At 40.1% G+C, this 13,840-nt stretch carries 15 protein-coding genes; 10 read left to right on the forward strand and 5 right to left on the reverse strand.

Annotation, left to right across the window (positions count from 1 at the left end):
- The first annotated feature begins 76 nt into the window (after positions 1-76).
- Positions 77-646 carry an FMN-dependent NADH-azoreductase gene (locus FTU22_RS01955; RefSeq protein ID WP_180092709.1) on the forward strand — a complete coding sequence of 190 codons (570 nt, stop codon included), beginning with the start codon at positions 77-79 and terminating at the stop codon, positions 644-646.
- 88 nt (positions 647-734) lie between these two features.
- Here the strand turns inward: FTU22_RS01955 and FTU22_RS01960 are convergent, their stop codons facing one another.
- Entirely contained in the window at positions 735-1,646 is a 912-nt protein-coding gene (locus FTU22_RS01960; RefSeq protein WP_078193228.1) for an alpha/beta hydrolase, read from the reverse strand.
- A gap of 155 nt (positions 1,647-1,801) precedes the next feature.
- Between FTU22_RS01960 and FTU22_RS01965 the strand changes: the two genes are divergently transcribed.
- On the forward strand, positions 1,802-2,239 hold the full coding sequence (locus tag FTU22_RS01965; RefSeq protein WP_078193227.1) for a DUF2147 domain-containing protein: 438 nt from the start codon (positions 1,802-1,804) through the stop codon (positions 2,237-2,239).
- 104 nt (positions 2,240-2,343) lie between these two features.
- Here the strand turns inward: FTU22_RS01965 and FTU22_RS01970 are convergent, their stop codons facing one another.
- Positions 2,344-2,691, reverse strand: coding sequence for a Spx/MgsR family RNA polymerase-binding regulatory protein (locus FTU22_RS01970; protein WP_180092711.1), 348 nt, complete (start codon positions 2,689-2,691; stop codon positions 2,344-2,346).
- Positions 2,692-3,320: 629 nt separating this feature from the next.
- Positions 3,321-4,139, reverse strand: a complete 819-nt coding sequence (locus FTU22_RS01975; protein ID WP_180092713.1) for an exodeoxyribonuclease III — start codon at positions 4,137-4,139, stop codon at positions 3,321-3,323.
- Positions 4,140-4,179: 40 nt separating this feature from the next.
- Between FTU22_RS01975 and pyrE the strand changes: the two genes are divergently transcribed.
- From pyrE to FTU22_RS01995, 4 genes are all read left to right on the forward strand, one after another.
- Entirely contained in the window at positions 4,180-4,830 is a 651-nt protein-coding gene (gene pyrE, locus FTU22_RS01980) for an orotate phosphoribosyltransferase (protein WP_180041430.1), read from the forward strand.
- Positions 4,831-5,105: 275 nt separating this feature from the next.
- A complete protein-coding gene (locus FTU22_RS01985) occupies positions 5,106-5,837 on the forward strand; it encodes a Hint domain-containing protein (protein ID WP_180092715.1) in 732 nt (243 codons plus the stop codon).
- A 339-nt stretch (positions 5,838-6,176) separates the two neighbouring features.
- Positions 6,177-6,899 (forward strand): hypothetical protein, encoded by a 723-nt coding sequence (locus FTU22_RS01990; protein ID WP_180084441.1) that lies wholly within the window; start codon positions 6,177-6,179, stop codon positions 6,897-6,899.
- Positions 6,900-6,984: 85 nt separating this feature from the next.
- Positions 6,985-7,449, forward strand: coding sequence for an SMI1/KNR4 family protein (locus FTU22_RS01995; RefSeq protein ID WP_076753373.1), 465 nt, complete (start codon positions 6,985-6,987; stop codon positions 7,447-7,449).
- 41 nt (positions 7,450-7,490) lie between these two features.
- On the opposite strand, the gene FTU22_RS02000 is transcribed toward FTU22_RS01995, so the two are convergent.
- Both FTU22_RS02000 and FTU22_RS02005 read right to left on the reverse strand, forming a co-directional pair.
- Positions 7,491-7,688 (reverse strand): DUF3565 domain-containing protein, encoded by a 198-nt coding sequence (locus FTU22_RS02000; RefSeq protein WP_180024624.1) that lies wholly within the window; start codon positions 7,686-7,688, stop codon positions 7,491-7,493.
- Between the two features lie 125 nt (positions 7,689-7,813).
- On the reverse strand, positions 7,814-8,716 hold the full coding sequence (locus FTU22_RS02005; RefSeq protein WP_180024623.1) for a sensor domain-containing diguanylate cyclase: 903 nt from the start codon (positions 8,714-8,716) through the stop codon (positions 7,814-7,816).
- A gap of 327 nt (positions 8,717-9,043) precedes the next feature.
- Here FTU22_RS02005 and gshB point away from each other — a divergent pair, with 327 nt between their 5' ends.
- From gshB to FTU22_RS02025, 4 genes are all read left to right on the forward strand, one after another.
- Positions 9,044-9,988 carry a glutathione synthase gene (gene gshB, locus FTU22_RS02010; protein ID WP_078190578.1) on the forward strand — a complete coding sequence of 315 codons (945 nt, stop codon included), beginning with the start codon at positions 9,044-9,046 and terminating at the stop codon, positions 9,986-9,988.
- A gap of 302 nt (positions 9,989-10,290) precedes the next feature.
- Positions 10,291-11,388: an undecaprenyldiphospho-muramoylpentapeptide beta-N-acetylglucosaminyltransferase gene (murG, locus tag FTU22_RS02015; RefSeq protein ID WP_180092716.1), complete on the forward strand. Its 1,098-nt coding sequence runs from the start codon at positions 10,291-10,293 to the stop codon at positions 11,386-11,388.
- A 14-nt stretch (positions 11,389-11,402) separates the two neighbouring features.
- Positions 11,403-12,851: a UDP-N-acetylmuramate--L-alanine ligase gene (gene murC, locus FTU22_RS02020; protein WP_078190576.1), complete on the forward strand. Its 1,449-nt coding sequence runs from the start codon at positions 11,403-11,405 to the stop codon at positions 12,849-12,851.
- Positions 12,852-12,910: 59 nt separating this feature from the next.
- On the forward strand, positions 12,911-13,840 hold the full coding sequence (locus FTU22_RS02025) for a D-alanine--D-alanine ligase (protein ID WP_078193219.1): 930 nt from the start codon (positions 12,911-12,913) through the stop codon (positions 13,838-13,840).

Below are 13,840 nucleotides of genomic sequence, written 5' to 3' on the forward strand. Positions count from 1 at the left end.
AGGATCGGGATTATTCTATTTATGAAAAGTGATTACACTAGGCTCAAGTTAATAACAACAGCTTTAGGTTTTAGTCATGAAAATTTTGCATATTGATTCAAGCATCATGGGCGACGCTTCAGTTTCGCGTCAACTTAGCGCTGAAATTGTACAACAGCTACAGCAAAAACATGGGGATGCTGCACAGGTTCAATATCTCGATTTAGCAGTACAGCAGATTCCACATCTCAGCAGTGAAATTTTGATGGGTCAAAATGCAGAACAATCGGCTTTAGGCGAGCACCTGTTACAACAGTATTTAGATGCCGATGTGGTTGTGGTTGGTGCTGCTATGTATAACTTCGGTTTGCCATCAACTTTGAAAGCATGGATTGACCGTATCAGTGTTGCAGGTCGTACCTTTAAATATACAGAACAAGGTCCAGTGGGTTTGGCAGGTGACAAAAAAGTCTATATTGCCAGCAGTCGTGGCGGTGTGTATGGCGATAACAGCCCTGTAGATTATCAAGAAGGTTTATTAAAAGCCGTGTTTAATTTCACAGGTGTCAGCGATATTGATGTGATTCGTGCCGAAGGTGTCAATATGGGACCAGATATGAAAGCACAAGCAATGGCAACAGCTCAGGCTCAAATTCAAGCCATTTAATAGATTGACATTTCCCTCTTAGGTCAGCATCTGCTGACCTTTTTTTGTGGTGACTTTGATCTGTTCTTAGGGAATTAGTTTTCAGGGATTAGTCCTGATCTAGTCGGTGTGCAAAATCGGCTAAATCACTCAGCGCACGCTGTCCTTCTTCAAACCATGGGCTAAACATTTGGAAGTTATGCCACATGCCAGTGTATAACTTGAATTCGACATCTAGGCCGGCTTCTTCTGCTTTGACTTTAAAACGCTGCGCATCATCCAATAAAATTTCTTTAGAACCCACTTGAATATGAATCGGAGGTAGTCCTTTGAGCTCTGCAAAAAAAGGCGAGACCAATGGATCAGCTCGATCGACCGAGCGGGGTACATAATAATCAATACCTGTTTCGAGGGCTTCTATGCTTAACAGCGCATCATGCTTACGGTTATAGCGTAGGGATTCACTGCTCAGCGTCAAGTCTAAAAACGGTGACATTAACACCAAACCACTGACTTGTGGAAGTTGGTCCTGTTGAATTTTAAGGGCTAAGGCAAGCGCCAAGTTTGCACCACAAGAGTCGCCTGACAAAATAATGTCTTTGGCTTGAACCCCTTGATCTAATAACACCGCATACACATCAAAAAGGGCATCGAGTGCTTCAGGGAACTGTGCTTCTGGGGATAAAGGATAATCCAAATGTAACACTTGCATTTGCGTGCGTGCCGCAACTTGAGTCAGAAACGCCCGATGCGTGTTCATCGAACCCAAGAAAAATGCGCCCCCATGAATATGAAAAATGAGTTGGGTCGATGCCTGTTGTGGTTTGATTTCTTCGGCTTTTAAGCCGGCTAAGCGAATAGGACGAATTTGTACATCCGGGTTTTGGGGAAATGCACGACACATTTGTTCCAAAGCAAACCTTAAAGTATTGGGCGGTAAATTGAATTGGCTCGGCCCACGAATTGTGGTTTTTAAAATGCTTTCTGTAATCAGTTGTTTCGTCAGTGGCGATATCTTCATTGTCTTTCCATCTTTTTCTATTTTTGGAATCGTGTGAGCATATTTACCAACACAAATTACAAGGTTACACTAAACGGTCACATACAAAAATTGATAAATTGTTGTGACTTTTGGATACTAATGTCGTCTATATCAGACCAGGGAAATAAACAAAAATGAAAAAAATTGCACTAGCATTAGGATTGATGAGTTTAGCCGCATTTGCAAATGCTGCAGATCCGCTAAATGGTACAACTTGGAAAACCATTGATGATAAAACCAAGCAGCCAAAAGCGATTGTAAAATTCACTGAGCAAAAAAATGGTACGCTTTCTGCGAGCATTCAGTCAGTTTTGACACCAGGTGAAGAGAACGCTTGTAAAAAATGTGAAGGCCCATATCACAACAAATCATTAAAAGGCTTACGTATTGTGACAGGTCTTAAAAATGTAGGTGGTACAAGCTATGAAGACGGTTCAATTTTGGATCCTCAATCAGGTAAAACTTACAAGTTAAAAGGTCAATTGGCTGATGGTGGCAAAAAGCTAGAGCTTCGCGGCTTTATTGGCGTTGCTGCTTTAGGTCGTAATCAAACATGGATTCGTGCCAACTAATTTGACATGATTCAAACAAAAAAAGCCTGACAATGTCAGGCTTTTTTATAGCCTATTTTCAGCCACAATTGAACTAGAGCCGTGCATGAGTGTGATAAAAAAATTTATTTCAATGCACGGTAAGCGCTTTCATCAAAGCCAACCAATAAATCGCTACCTGTATCGAGTACAGGACGTTTAATCATGCTGCTATGCGCTATTAAACATTGAATCAAATTTTCTTCACTGGCTAAGGCTGTCTGTTGCTCTTCTTCACTGAGTTTTTTCCATGTTGTGCCTTTTTTGTTGAGAATCACATCAGCGCCTTTGGCATTAAGCCATTTTTTTACGGTTTTAGCATCAATCGCTTCTTTTTTATAGTCATGAAATTCGTAGCTTAGGCCTAATTCGTTGAGCAAGTCGAAAGCTTTTTTCATGGTATTACAGTTTTTGATGCCATAAATTTTAAGCATGAACAGGTGTCCTCAATTATTCAAACAATAAGATAAAAATACAATTCAGCATTATCCTACAGGCTAATTCATCAATGCTCAAAGCTCGATCTGGATGTGGATTGAGAAATAAATGTTTTGCTGTAAAAGTCGCATGTAATAAATATTGGGTATTGTCATCAAAACGACATTTTGGTCTTTTAGAATAGCCTACAGAACAAAACGATGCTCAGAAAAGAAAGCGATGCAATAACAAGAAAATTCAGCTTAAGGTTGCACAGTCAAAAGTAGAAAGAAAGCGAGAATAAGAAAATGCTGTGCAGATCGAATTTTTAGCTGTTTTATTTGGGGGATGTTTGAGTCTATAGATGTGGGGACTAGATAAGAGAAAACCCGCATTTAATCATCCTGATCATGCGGGTCTCAATCCAACGTCCATTGTCACATCCTTGAAAACAAGCTAAATGATTTAGTTTGTTTTTATACTTCCTTCGGCGTCCAATCCTTTTATGTCATCCTGACATGTCCCTTTGCCGTGCGACCATAATGCTATGTTCAAGTTATGAGATAAATCCACAAATTCGTCATGTAATGTGAGAAATAAGCTCTAATTGAGTAAACAATCGTTCACTCAATTAATTGTTGGAAGCTTAAATTTTATAATCAATAATGACAGGGGCGTGGTCGCTAAACCATTCATCTTTAAATATCCAAGCATTGACTGTACGTTCTTTCCAGTCTGGTGAACATGCATGGTAGTCGATACGCCAACCCACATTTTTGGCACGCGCTTGTCCTCGGTTAGACCACCAAGAGTAAAGCTCGGCTTCTTTACGTACCTCACGGAAGGTGTCGACATAGCCAAGCTCATCATAAATATGATCGAGCCATGCACGTTCATGTGGTAAGCAGCCTGAAGCCTTTTGGTTCCCAGACCAATTTTTAATATCAATACGTTTATGCACGATGTTGTAGTCACCGCAAACAATCACTGACTTATTTTCAGCACGCCATTGCTTCAAAATTTGTTGATATTTGCCTAAAAATAGGTCTTTGCGCGCCTGAGCTTCTTCACCCGATGAACCAGAAGGCAGGTAGAGCGAGCAAATATGTGCAGTTTGTCCAAGTCCTAAATCGAACTCAGCAGAAATAAAGCGGCCTTGAGTGTCTGCCAATTCAAAACCTAAACCATCTGTCACTGAAACAAAAGGTAGGCGGCTATAAATCGCAGTACCGGCATAGCCTGGGCGTTCTGCAGGGAAAAGGTGTGTAAACCAACCTTCGGGTTTAAATTTATCGGTCCATTGTTCATGGGTAATGCGGCTTTCTTGCATGCAGATGACATCGGCATCTGAAGTTGCCATCCAGTCAAAAATACCTTTTTTTTCAGCGGAACGCAGGCCATTCACATTAATTGAAACGACACGTAAAATTTTTTGATCACTTGGATAGCTACTCTTTGGTATCATGCTCAGGTTTAACCTCAAACTTAAAAAAATGGAGCACCTCATGACAGCGCAAGCGGCATTTAATCCACAAGCTTTTATCGAACTCGCATTATCACGTGGTGTGCTTAAATTTGGTGAGTTTACTTTAAAATCGGGTCGTGTGAGTCCTTATTTTTTTAATGCAGGTCTACTAAACGATGGCGAAGCCTTATCATTATTGGCTTCTGGCTATGCAGCTAAATTAACACAATGCGATAATGTGGAAGTGGTCTTTGGCCCAGCTTATAAAGGTATTCCATTTGTAGCAGCAACGGCTGTCGCACTGTCACAGAACCATGGTGTGAGCGTACCTTGGGGCTTTAACCGTAAAGAAGCGAAAGACCATGGCGAAGGCGGTGTATTGGTTGGTGCGTCTGTTGAAGGTAAAAAAGTCTGGATTATTGATGATGTGATCACTGCGGGTACAGCGATTCGTGAAGTAGTGACTATTCTGAAAAATGCCGGTGCACAAATTGCGGGCGTATTGGTGGCGCTAGACCGTCAAGAAAAAGGTCAGGGCGATTTGTCTGCGATTCAAGAAGTACAAAAAGAGTTAGAAATTCCTGTACATGCTTTAATCACTATGAAAGATTTAATGACTTTCTTAGATGCAAAAGGCGAAACTGAAGCCTTGGCGAAAATGGAAGCGTACCGTGTTAAATACGGCATCTAATTTTTCGGGATTTCAAAAGGCAGCTGAAGCTGCCTTTTTTACGTCTTTAAATGATGATTGTTGCATCTAAATAATAAAAAACGTGAAATATTGCTTAAAAAGTAGGCGTTAAACGTGAAGAATCAATAAAAAGCCGTCTCAGTGCGCTATTTACTGAAACGGCTTTAGTTAAAGTATTGATGCTTATAGAAAATTTAAAGAATTTCGTATAACGTGTATTATGTTAATTTTAGGAAAGCTCACTAATCATCAAATTAAAAATATAAGAGAGACTTATGGACTCATATCTTAATTCAGAAGCTGGTTTTCCTGCTGGAACACGTATAAATACGGATAAAGGTTTAATCTCCATTCAGGATATTAACATTGGAGACTTAGTACTGTGTAAACCCCAAAATGAACAAGGGAAACTATGTTACAAACCTATTTTAAGAATGGTGGCTTATGAAAATAAAGGATTGTGGAAATTACATTATTTTGAAATTAAAGCTAATACTGACATATCCAAGCTGCATAAAGGTAAGTTATTACAGCTCTCTCATAAAGGTAAGTTAAGCGGTGTAAGTGTTACAGCGAATTATCTATTCAGGGTTAAAGATAGTGGTTGGACACGTGCAGATGAATTACAAAAGGGTCAGATTATCGAAACGATGAATCCTGATGTAGTCGCTCTAGTTTTCATGGTTAATCCATTACGAAAAACTAGTATGCCCAATATTGCAGGTGGTTATCATGTTCGTAATGTATTTGATGCTGAGCGTAAAGGTTTTGATATTAAAGATGTTGATTATTTTGATTTGTTTGAATATGACAAAACAGGATTATGTGGAATTCCGGATCAGAATGCACCTAGCCCATTAAAAATGAATGGTCAAAACGTTTATGTTTTAGAAGAAACGTTTAGGCAGAAAGTTTATAACTTTGAATTGGCAGATTGTGATACCTACTTTATTTTTAATGATGGTTTATGGGTTCTCAACCCTAACTGTACTAAAGCTAATAGTTGATTATAAACAATATGAGAAATCTATTAACCAATTTTCCCATTTAACATAATGGCTGTTATACAAAATTAAAAAAATACATAAAAATTAATACTATATACTCAATTTTTCAATTTCCTATAACATGTGTTATGTTAATTTTAGGAAAACTTACAGAATGTATAATTTAAAGATTATGGTTTGGGTGATCCTTATCTTAGTAATCTTATGGGGAATACAATGGATGTTTCATGGCTTTCCAACAGGAAATTAAAGCTATACATTGATGATTTCGTATAATCCGTATTATGTTAATTTTAGGAAAGCTCACTAATCATCAAATTAAAAATATAAGAGAGACTTATGGACTCATATCTTAATTCAGGGGCTGGTTTTCCTGCTGGAACACGTATAAATACAGACAAAGGTTTAATCGCCATTCAGAACATTAAAGTCGGAGATTTAGTACTGTCAAAGCCAAAAAATGGTGACGGAGAGTTATGCTATAAACCTGTTATAAGAATATCTACTTGTGAGAATAGTGAGATTTGGGAGCTAACCTATTTCCAAATTAAAGCAAATACAGATTTATCAAAATTAAATAAAAGCAAATTATTGCAACTTTCTCGCAAAGGAAAAATGGTCAGTAATATGCTGAGGTCTAATCAGACATTCTGGGTTAAGAATATTGGATGGACGCGCTTGGATGAGTTGAAGAACGGTCAAGCTATAGAAACATCTGATCAAGAAATCATTGGTCTTGTTTTTATGGTGAATCCATTACGAAAAACAAGTATGGAAAATGTGGCTGGAAGTTACCATCCTAGCAATATATTTAATGCGGATAAAAAAGGTTTTGATATTGAAAATGTTGAATATTTTACTTTTATCAAATATGGCTTAGAAGGACCTATCGAATGTATAGGTGATGATAATGTACCTAGTCCAATATGTGTTAATGGTGAAAGTGTTCACGTTCTCTCAGAGGCATTCCGATTAAAAACTTACAGCTTTGACGTTGAGGATGATTATACTTGCTTTATTACGAAGCTAGGATTGTGGGTTAATAATACTGCCTATAAATAATATAAGAAATAAATTACTAATTTTCTTATTTAACATAATGGCGATTATACGAAATTTCGTTATTCCTAGCAGGTAAAACAATCATATGCCTTATCAGAACTTAAATATTATGTATGACTTCGGACCAATCGACGTAAAGGTCATAGAAATTTTTGAGCAAGATAATAAAATTAATTTTCCTTTAAGTTATAAAAAGCTGATTGCTTCCCACAATGGGGTGCAATTTATTGAGAATAGCTTTGAATATTCTGATTCTAACAATGAAGTTGGAGAATCTAGCATAGCCTTTTGTTGTTTTGGACAAGGGGTAGGAGGTGATCATATTGAAAACTGTCAAGATCAGGATATATATGGCCATGATAAGATAGTCGTCTTTGGACTAAATGGTTGTGGTGACTATATCGGATTTGACTACAGATCTGACGTTAATAATCCGAAAGTAGTTCTTATGTACCATGATCAATATATCAAGGATCAACATGGACAGCCTAAATTAGAATTGATAGAAGTATGTGATAGTTTTGATAATTTTTTGAACTTACTAAGATAGCTTAAATTATTAGCCTGAGACTATATTTAACATAAAATCTCTTATACGAAACTCTCTTCATCACACTTCTTACATTCCAACATTACCCCTAACTTTTCTTTCCGTCCTTGCTCAGTGATAACCCAAGGACGGTTTTGCCATGGAGGATCATGGCGGACATGCTGTGTATGACCACAAGCTAAAATGGCATACCAATGATTTTCATCATCCAAGGCAAAATCAACAATGGCTTGCTGCATATTAAACACCTATCTAAATTAAAATGATGCTGAAAAGGGAAAAGATTTCATGTTGAGCAATCACAACGGCTTGAATATCGAATTGCAAAATAGACTGTGAAATTTGGTTTATTTCTGGCGCACACTTAGGCCGCGACAATTCTATTTTTCCCGCCATGTTTAGCTTTATACAGCGCTAGATCAGCACGTTGAATTGTATCTTCGTAGGTGCAATCTTCAGGCATGATGGTTGTCACTCCTATGCTCACGGTGACATGCGCGTTATCTATTGAAAACCGACTTAATTCTTTTCTGGAATGTTCATGAATCCGTTTGGCAAACTGGATGGCCTGCTCGCAGCCCGTGTTGGGCAAGGCGACCACAAACTCATCTCCACCTAAGCGGCAGGCGCAATCGGTCTTACGCAGCGTTAAACGAAGAATATCTGCGACTGCTCGGATTGCCTCATCACCAACATGATGGCCTTTGCTGTCGTTGATCTTTTTGAGGTTATCAAGATCGAACATCAAGATCGAGGTCTGTATGGAATGCCGTAGGTATGATTCATAATGTAATGCTAAGTCATGTTCTAATTTTCTTCGGTTGAAAAGACCGGTTAACTGATCTGTATGGCTGAGTTCTTTCAGCTTGATTTCCAGGTTGTGACGCGCTGAAATATTACTTGCGACCCAAAGTACAACGTCTTCTTCATCTACCGAAAAACTGAGAGCTTGGATGCGCACCTCAAACCAAATGGACTCTTCAGGACCATAATCGGGCAGACCTTTTACATCCCTATTGCTCAATTCGTACTCTTCGATGAGTAGATTTCCTGACGCTAGAGCTTGGTCGATCAGTTGCATAAACAAGTTGGCTTTATCTGGCTTGATCACATCTGAAATATAGGTACCAACAAGACCGGAACCATCGTGGTAATAGCGATTATCGCGCCCACCAAAAACCGCAACGTATTTTCCACTACGCGATATGACAAAAGCAGGGTCTGGCAAAGCATCAAGAATGATAGCCATCTGCTCAATGTTAATCATTAATTAATTCTATTTCTTTATTTACAATAATTAACACAATAGCTAAAAAAAATAAAAAGCACGTGTTTTTTCACCAAAAATAGTGATGAGTGAGATGTAGGTGTGATGAATATCTGTCTCAATTGTTTGGCATCTATTTACGCAGGCCTAACACCATAATGCTTTCACGGCTTATTTCCGTTATAGAGATAAGGCAGATGATAGAAATGTTTTGAATTATCGTCTGCATCACACGAATCCATACATACACATGCAAAATCAGAATAAACAAAAGAAAAATCTCGGCTATACTCGTTCATAAATTGATAATGAACAGAGCACTGAATAATGCGTGTACTTGTTGTGATGGATCCCATCGAAAATGTAAACCTAAAAAAAGATACCTCAATGGCGATGCTATGGGCAGCAGCACGTCGTGGACATGAGCTAGGCTATGCATTACAGCAAGATTTATATATCGATCAAGGCAAAGCCTTTGGTTTGATTTCTCCGCTAAAAGTTTTTGAAGACTACAACCACTATTACGAACTCGGCGAAAAACAAAAAGAATCGATTGCTGCTTATGATGTGGTTTTGATGCGTAAAGATCCGCCGTTTGACATGAACTTTGTCTACACCACCTATATTTTGGAACAGGCTGAACGCGAAGGTGCATGGATTATTAACAAGCCACAAAGCCTACGTGACTGCAATGAAAAATTGTTTGCGACACAATTCCCTGAACTTCAAGTACCAACCTTGGTGACTTCACAGCAAAGTCTGATTCGTGAATTTTTACAAGAACATGGTGATGTGATCGTGAAACCATTAGACGGCATGGGTGGTATGGGCATTTTTCGTTTATACCAAGATGGCGTAAACATTGGTTCAACCATTGAAATCCTGACCAATAACGGCACACAGCCGATTATGGCGCAGCGATACATCCCCGAAATTGTGGATGGTGACAAACGCATTTTGATGATCAATGGAGAGCCAGTGCCGTATTGTTTGGCGCGTATTCCGCAAAATGGTGAAGTGCGTGGTAACTTGGCGGCAGGTGGTTTGGGCGAGGCGCGTCCATTGACCGAAAATGATAAAGCCATTGCAGCCAAAGTCGGGCCATTCCTTCGTGAAAAAGGCTTAGTCTTTGTTGGTTTGGATGTGATTGGTAATTACGTGACTGAAATCAATGTCACCAGTCCAACCTGCGTACGTGAAATTGATGCGCAATTTGGTACCTCGATTGCCGATGATTTATTTGATGTCCTTGAGGCAGGTTTAAAAGCTTAATTTTGCACTAGATTTAAAAGAGTCCTCCACGGGCTCTTTTTTTGTCCTGCCCTCAGGGGAGGGGAGCTTAAAAAGCAAAAAAATGTAAGTGAATGCAATTAAAGTGAAAAATTGTCTGATTTTTTTTCAATTCTCATAGATTAATAATAAAACTAGTTTAAACTTTTAAAATAGTAGAAAAAAACAATCATACGCCTGTTGAAAAAAAGTAAATTACCTTTCACGGTCATGCGTTTGTGATTACAATTGTTTGCTTAAAATCGAATATCATTAGCCTCTTTTTAGAATTGAAGAATTAGACAGTGACCGAAGTAACGCAAGTAAAGCCGAAACATGTCATGATGATGGCTGCCGGAACCGGTGGTCATGTCTTTCCAGCGCTCGCTGTTGCCAAAGAGTTGCAACAACAAGGCTGTGAAGTTTCTTGGCTCGCAACGCCAACAGGCATGGAAAATCGCCTGCTTAAAAATCATAATATTCCAATTTATCAAATCGATATCCAGGGCGTACGCGGCAATGGAGTCGTGCGTAAGCTGATGGCACCGTTTAAAATTCTCAAAGCCACTTTGAGTGCCATGCGTTATATGAAACAACTCAAAGTCGATGCTGTTGCAGGCTTTGGGGGTTACGTGGCTGGGCCAGGTGGCTTGGCAGCTCGTGCATTGGGCATACCAGTCATTATCCATGAACAAAATGCTGTAGCAGGTTTTACCAATACGCAGTTGTCACGTGTGGCTAAAATTGTCTGTCAGGCATTTCCAAATACCTTTCCTGCACAAGATAAAATCGTAACCACAGGTAATCCTGTACGTAAGGAAATTACAGAAATTTTAAATCCGTCATGGCGTTACCAAGAGCGTGAAAAAGCTGGGTTGCCATTACGGGTTTTAATTGTAGGGGGCTCACTGGGGGCACGTGCCTTAAATGAATGTGTGCCGGCTGCTTTGCAACAATTAGAACAGCCCCTGAGTGTATATCATCAGTGTGGTCAAAATAATGCTGAAAGCACATTGGCTCGTTATGCAAACGCACCTGAACATATAAAAGTTGAAGTTCAGCCGTTTATTGAGGATATGGCAGCAGCCTATTCTGCAGCGGATTTGATTATCTGCCGTGCTGGTGCACTAACCGTCACTGAAATTGCGACAGCGGGTGTAGCAGCCGTCTTTGTTCCTCTGCCAAGTGCAGTGGATGACCATCAAACTGCAAATGCAGGGTTCTTGGCCAATATCAATGCTGCAAAAATTTGCCCACAAGCGGACATGACCGCAGAAAGTTTAACAGCGTTGTTGAAGCCGCTGATGAATCGCCAACGACTTATGGAAATGGCGGTTAAGGCTCGACAACAGGCACAACCCAATGCGACACAGCACGTGGTTGGTTTAATTCAAAATTTGTAAAATTCGAGTAATCTATGTCTCCATCAACGCCTGCCGATCAAGCGAAAAAACTCATTAAAGTGCCAGAAATGCGCCGTATTAAACACATCCATTTTATTGGGATTGGTGGTGCGGGCATGTGCGGTATTGCAGAAGTATTGAAAAACCAAGGCTATAAAGTTTCAGGTTCAGATATTAAAGCGTCGAAAACCACGGCTCAGCTTGAAGAAAATGGCATTCAAGTTTTCATCGGTCATGCTGCTGAAAATATTCAAGGTGCCAATGTAATCGTGGTATCAACAGCCATTGATTCTGAAAACCCGGAAGTGAAAGCGGCGATTGAAACCCGTACACCTGTCGTGCGTCGTGCAGAAATGTTGGGTGAATTAATGCGTTACCGTCATGGTATTGCCGTTGCGGGGACGCATGGTAAAACCACGACAACCAGTCTTGTGACATGCATGTTGGCAGAAGAAAATCTGGACCCAACTTATGTCATTGGTGGTTTGTTAAATCGTACTGGTGTGAATGCTGCATTGGGTGCAAGTCGTTATATCGTGGCCGAAGCGGATGAATCAGATGCATCTTTCCTGCATTTACAGCCGATGGCAACGATTGTCACCAATATCGATGCTGACCATATGGATACTTATGGCGGTAGTTTCGATGTATTGAAAGATACCTTCGTACAATTCTTACAGCGTCTTCCATTTTACGGTTTAGCCGTGATGTGTGGTGATGATGCCAACATCCGTGAAATTATGCCGCGTATTGGTCGTCCTGTCGTGACTTATGGTTTCAATGAAGACAACGACATTCGTGCTGTTGATGTGGCTCAAGAAGGCATGCAATCACACTTTACCGTTTTGCGTAAAGACCGTGAGCCGTTACGTTTAACCATTAACTTGCCGGGTCTTCATAACATCTTAAATGCCTTGGCAGCGATTGGTATTGCAACGGATGAAGGTGTTTCTGATGCTGCGATTGCGCGTGCCTTAGAAAGCTTCAGTGGTGTAGGTCGTCGTTTCCAAGTACAAGGCGAATTTGAAGTTGAAGATGGCTTGGTGAAATTGGTCGATGATTATGGTCACCATCCAAAAGAAGTCGAAGCGACCATTAAAGCGGCACGTGCAAGTCATCCAGATCGTCGTTTGGTGATGATGTTCCAACCGCACCGTTTTAGCCGTACGCGTGACTGTTTTGATGACTTCGTCGATGTCTTGTCACAAGTCGATCAACTGTTGTTATTAGAAGTTTATCCTGCGGGTGAAAAACCAATTGTGGGTGCGGATAGTCGTGCATTGGCTCGAAGCATTCGTCTACGTGGTGAAGTTGAGCCGATTCTCATCGATCCAGTAGAAGGCAACTTACAAGCAGTAATGAAAAAAGTGTTACAAGCAAATGACTTGTTATTAACACAGGGCGCAGGTAATGTTGGAGCAATCTCAATCGAACTTGCTCAAAACAATCTCTATGTAAAATGATCATCGCTTGGTGATCCAAAGTTTGTTTAGACCGTAGATAAAAGTTTAAGGATATAAACGTGTCAAATGCTTCAAAATTCGGCAAAGTTGCCGTGTTATTAGGTGGGAAATCTGCCGAACGTGAGGTTTCTCTCGATAGTGGTAAAGCTGTACTTGAAGCATTGGTGCGTTCGGGTGTAAATGCCGAAGCATTCGATCCGCAGCAACGCAGTGTGACTGAGTTGGTGGCTTATGACCGTGCATTTATCGTACTTCATGGCCGTGGTGGTGAAGATGGTCAAATTCAGGGTACTTTGGAATGGTTAAACATTCCGTACACTGGAACGGGCGTTCAAGGCTCGGCGATTGGTATGGATAAAGTCAAAACTAAACAAGTTTGGCAAGGTTCAGAACTACCGACAGCACCATATCGTATTGTCAGTAAAGATTCAGATTTACAAGAAATTGTAGATTCAATTGGTTTGCCATTTATCATCAAGCCCGTGCATGAAGGTTCGAGCATTGGTATGAGCAAAGTTGAAAAAATTGAAGACTTTGCAACCGCAATTGCAAAAGCGACCCAGCATGATGCAGTCGTGATGGCAGAAAAATGGATTACCGGACGTGAATTTACCATTGTGATTTTAAATGGTCAGGCTTTACCGGTGATTCGTTTAGAACCGCCTGCAGATGTGGCTTTTTACGATTACGAAGCGAAATATAACCGTAACGATGTGCAATATGGTATTCCATGTGGCTTGACTGAAGATGAAGAAAAGCGTTTACAAGCTTTATCTTTACGCGCTTTCCAAGCGGTAGGTGCGAGTGGTTGGGGTCGTATTGACGCGATGCAAGATGCAGAAGGAAACTTTTGGTTACTTGAGGTAAATACCGTTCCGGGTATGACCAGTCATTCTCTAGTACCAAAAGCAGCCAATGCCGTAGGTTATAGTTTTGATGATCTTTGTGTCGCAATTTTGGAACAAACCCTAACAGGTGCGGCACACTAA

Source organism: Acinetobacter sp. YH12076 (assembly GCF_013419525.1).
GTDB lineage: Bacteria > Pseudomonadota > Gammaproteobacteria > Pseudomonadales > Moraxellaceae > Acinetobacter > Acinetobacter amyesii.

What these genes read in the sequence shown, in the direction of transcription:
- FTU22_RS02005 (WP_180024623.1), bottom strand. Translation starts at nt 8,716, where the DNA reads ATGATTAACATTGAGCAGATGGCTATCATTCTTGATGCTTTGCCAGAC.
- FTU22_RS01975 (WP_180092713.1), bottom strand. Translation starts at nt 4,139, where the DNA reads ATGATACCAAAGAGTAGCTATCCAAGTGATCAAAAAATTTTACGTGTC.
- FTU22_RS01960 (WP_078193228.1), bottom strand. Translation starts at nt 1,646, where the DNA reads ATGAAGATATCGCCACTGACGAAACAACTGATTACAGAAAGCATTTTA.
- FTU22_RS01965 (WP_078193227.1), top strand. Translation starts at nt 1,802, where the DNA reads ATGAAAAAAATTGCACTAGCATTAGGATTGATGAGTTTAGCCGCATTT.
- FTU22_RS01970 (WP_180092711.1), bottom strand. Translation starts at nt 2,691, where the DNA reads ATGCTTAAAATTTATGGCATCAAAAACTGTAATACCATGAAAAAAGCT.
- murC (WP_078190576.1), top strand. Translation starts at nt 11,403, where the DNA reads ATGTCTCCATCAACGCCTGCCGATCAAGCGAAAAAACTCATTAAAGTG.
- gshB (WP_078190578.1), top strand. Translation starts at nt 9,044, where the DNA reads ATGCGTGTACTTGTTGTGATGGATCCCATCGAAAATGTAAACCTAAAA.
- pyrE (WP_180041430.1), top strand. Translation starts at nt 4,180, where the DNA reads ATGACAGCGCAAGCGGCATTTAATCCACAAGCTTTTATCGAACTCGCA.
- FTU22_RS01955 (WP_180092709.1), top strand. Translation starts at nt 77, where the DNA reads ATGAAAATTTTGCATATTGATTCAAGCATCATGGGCGACGCTTCAGTT.
- FTU22_RS01985 (WP_180092715.1), top strand. Translation starts at nt 5,106, where the DNA reads ATGGACTCATATCTTAATTCAGAAGCTGGTTTTCCTGCTGGAACACGT.
- FTU22_RS02000 (WP_180024624.1), bottom strand. Translation starts at nt 7,688, where the DNA reads ATGCAGCAAGCCATTGTTGATTTTGCCTTGGATGATGAAAATCATTGG.
- FTU22_RS01995 (WP_076753373.1), top strand. Translation starts at nt 6,985, where the DNA reads ATGCCTTATCAGAACTTAAATATTATGTATGACTTCGGACCAATCGAC.
- FTU22_RS01990 (WP_180084441.1), top strand. Translation starts at nt 6,177, where the DNA reads ATGGACTCATATCTTAATTCAGGGGCTGGTTTTCCTGCTGGAACACGT.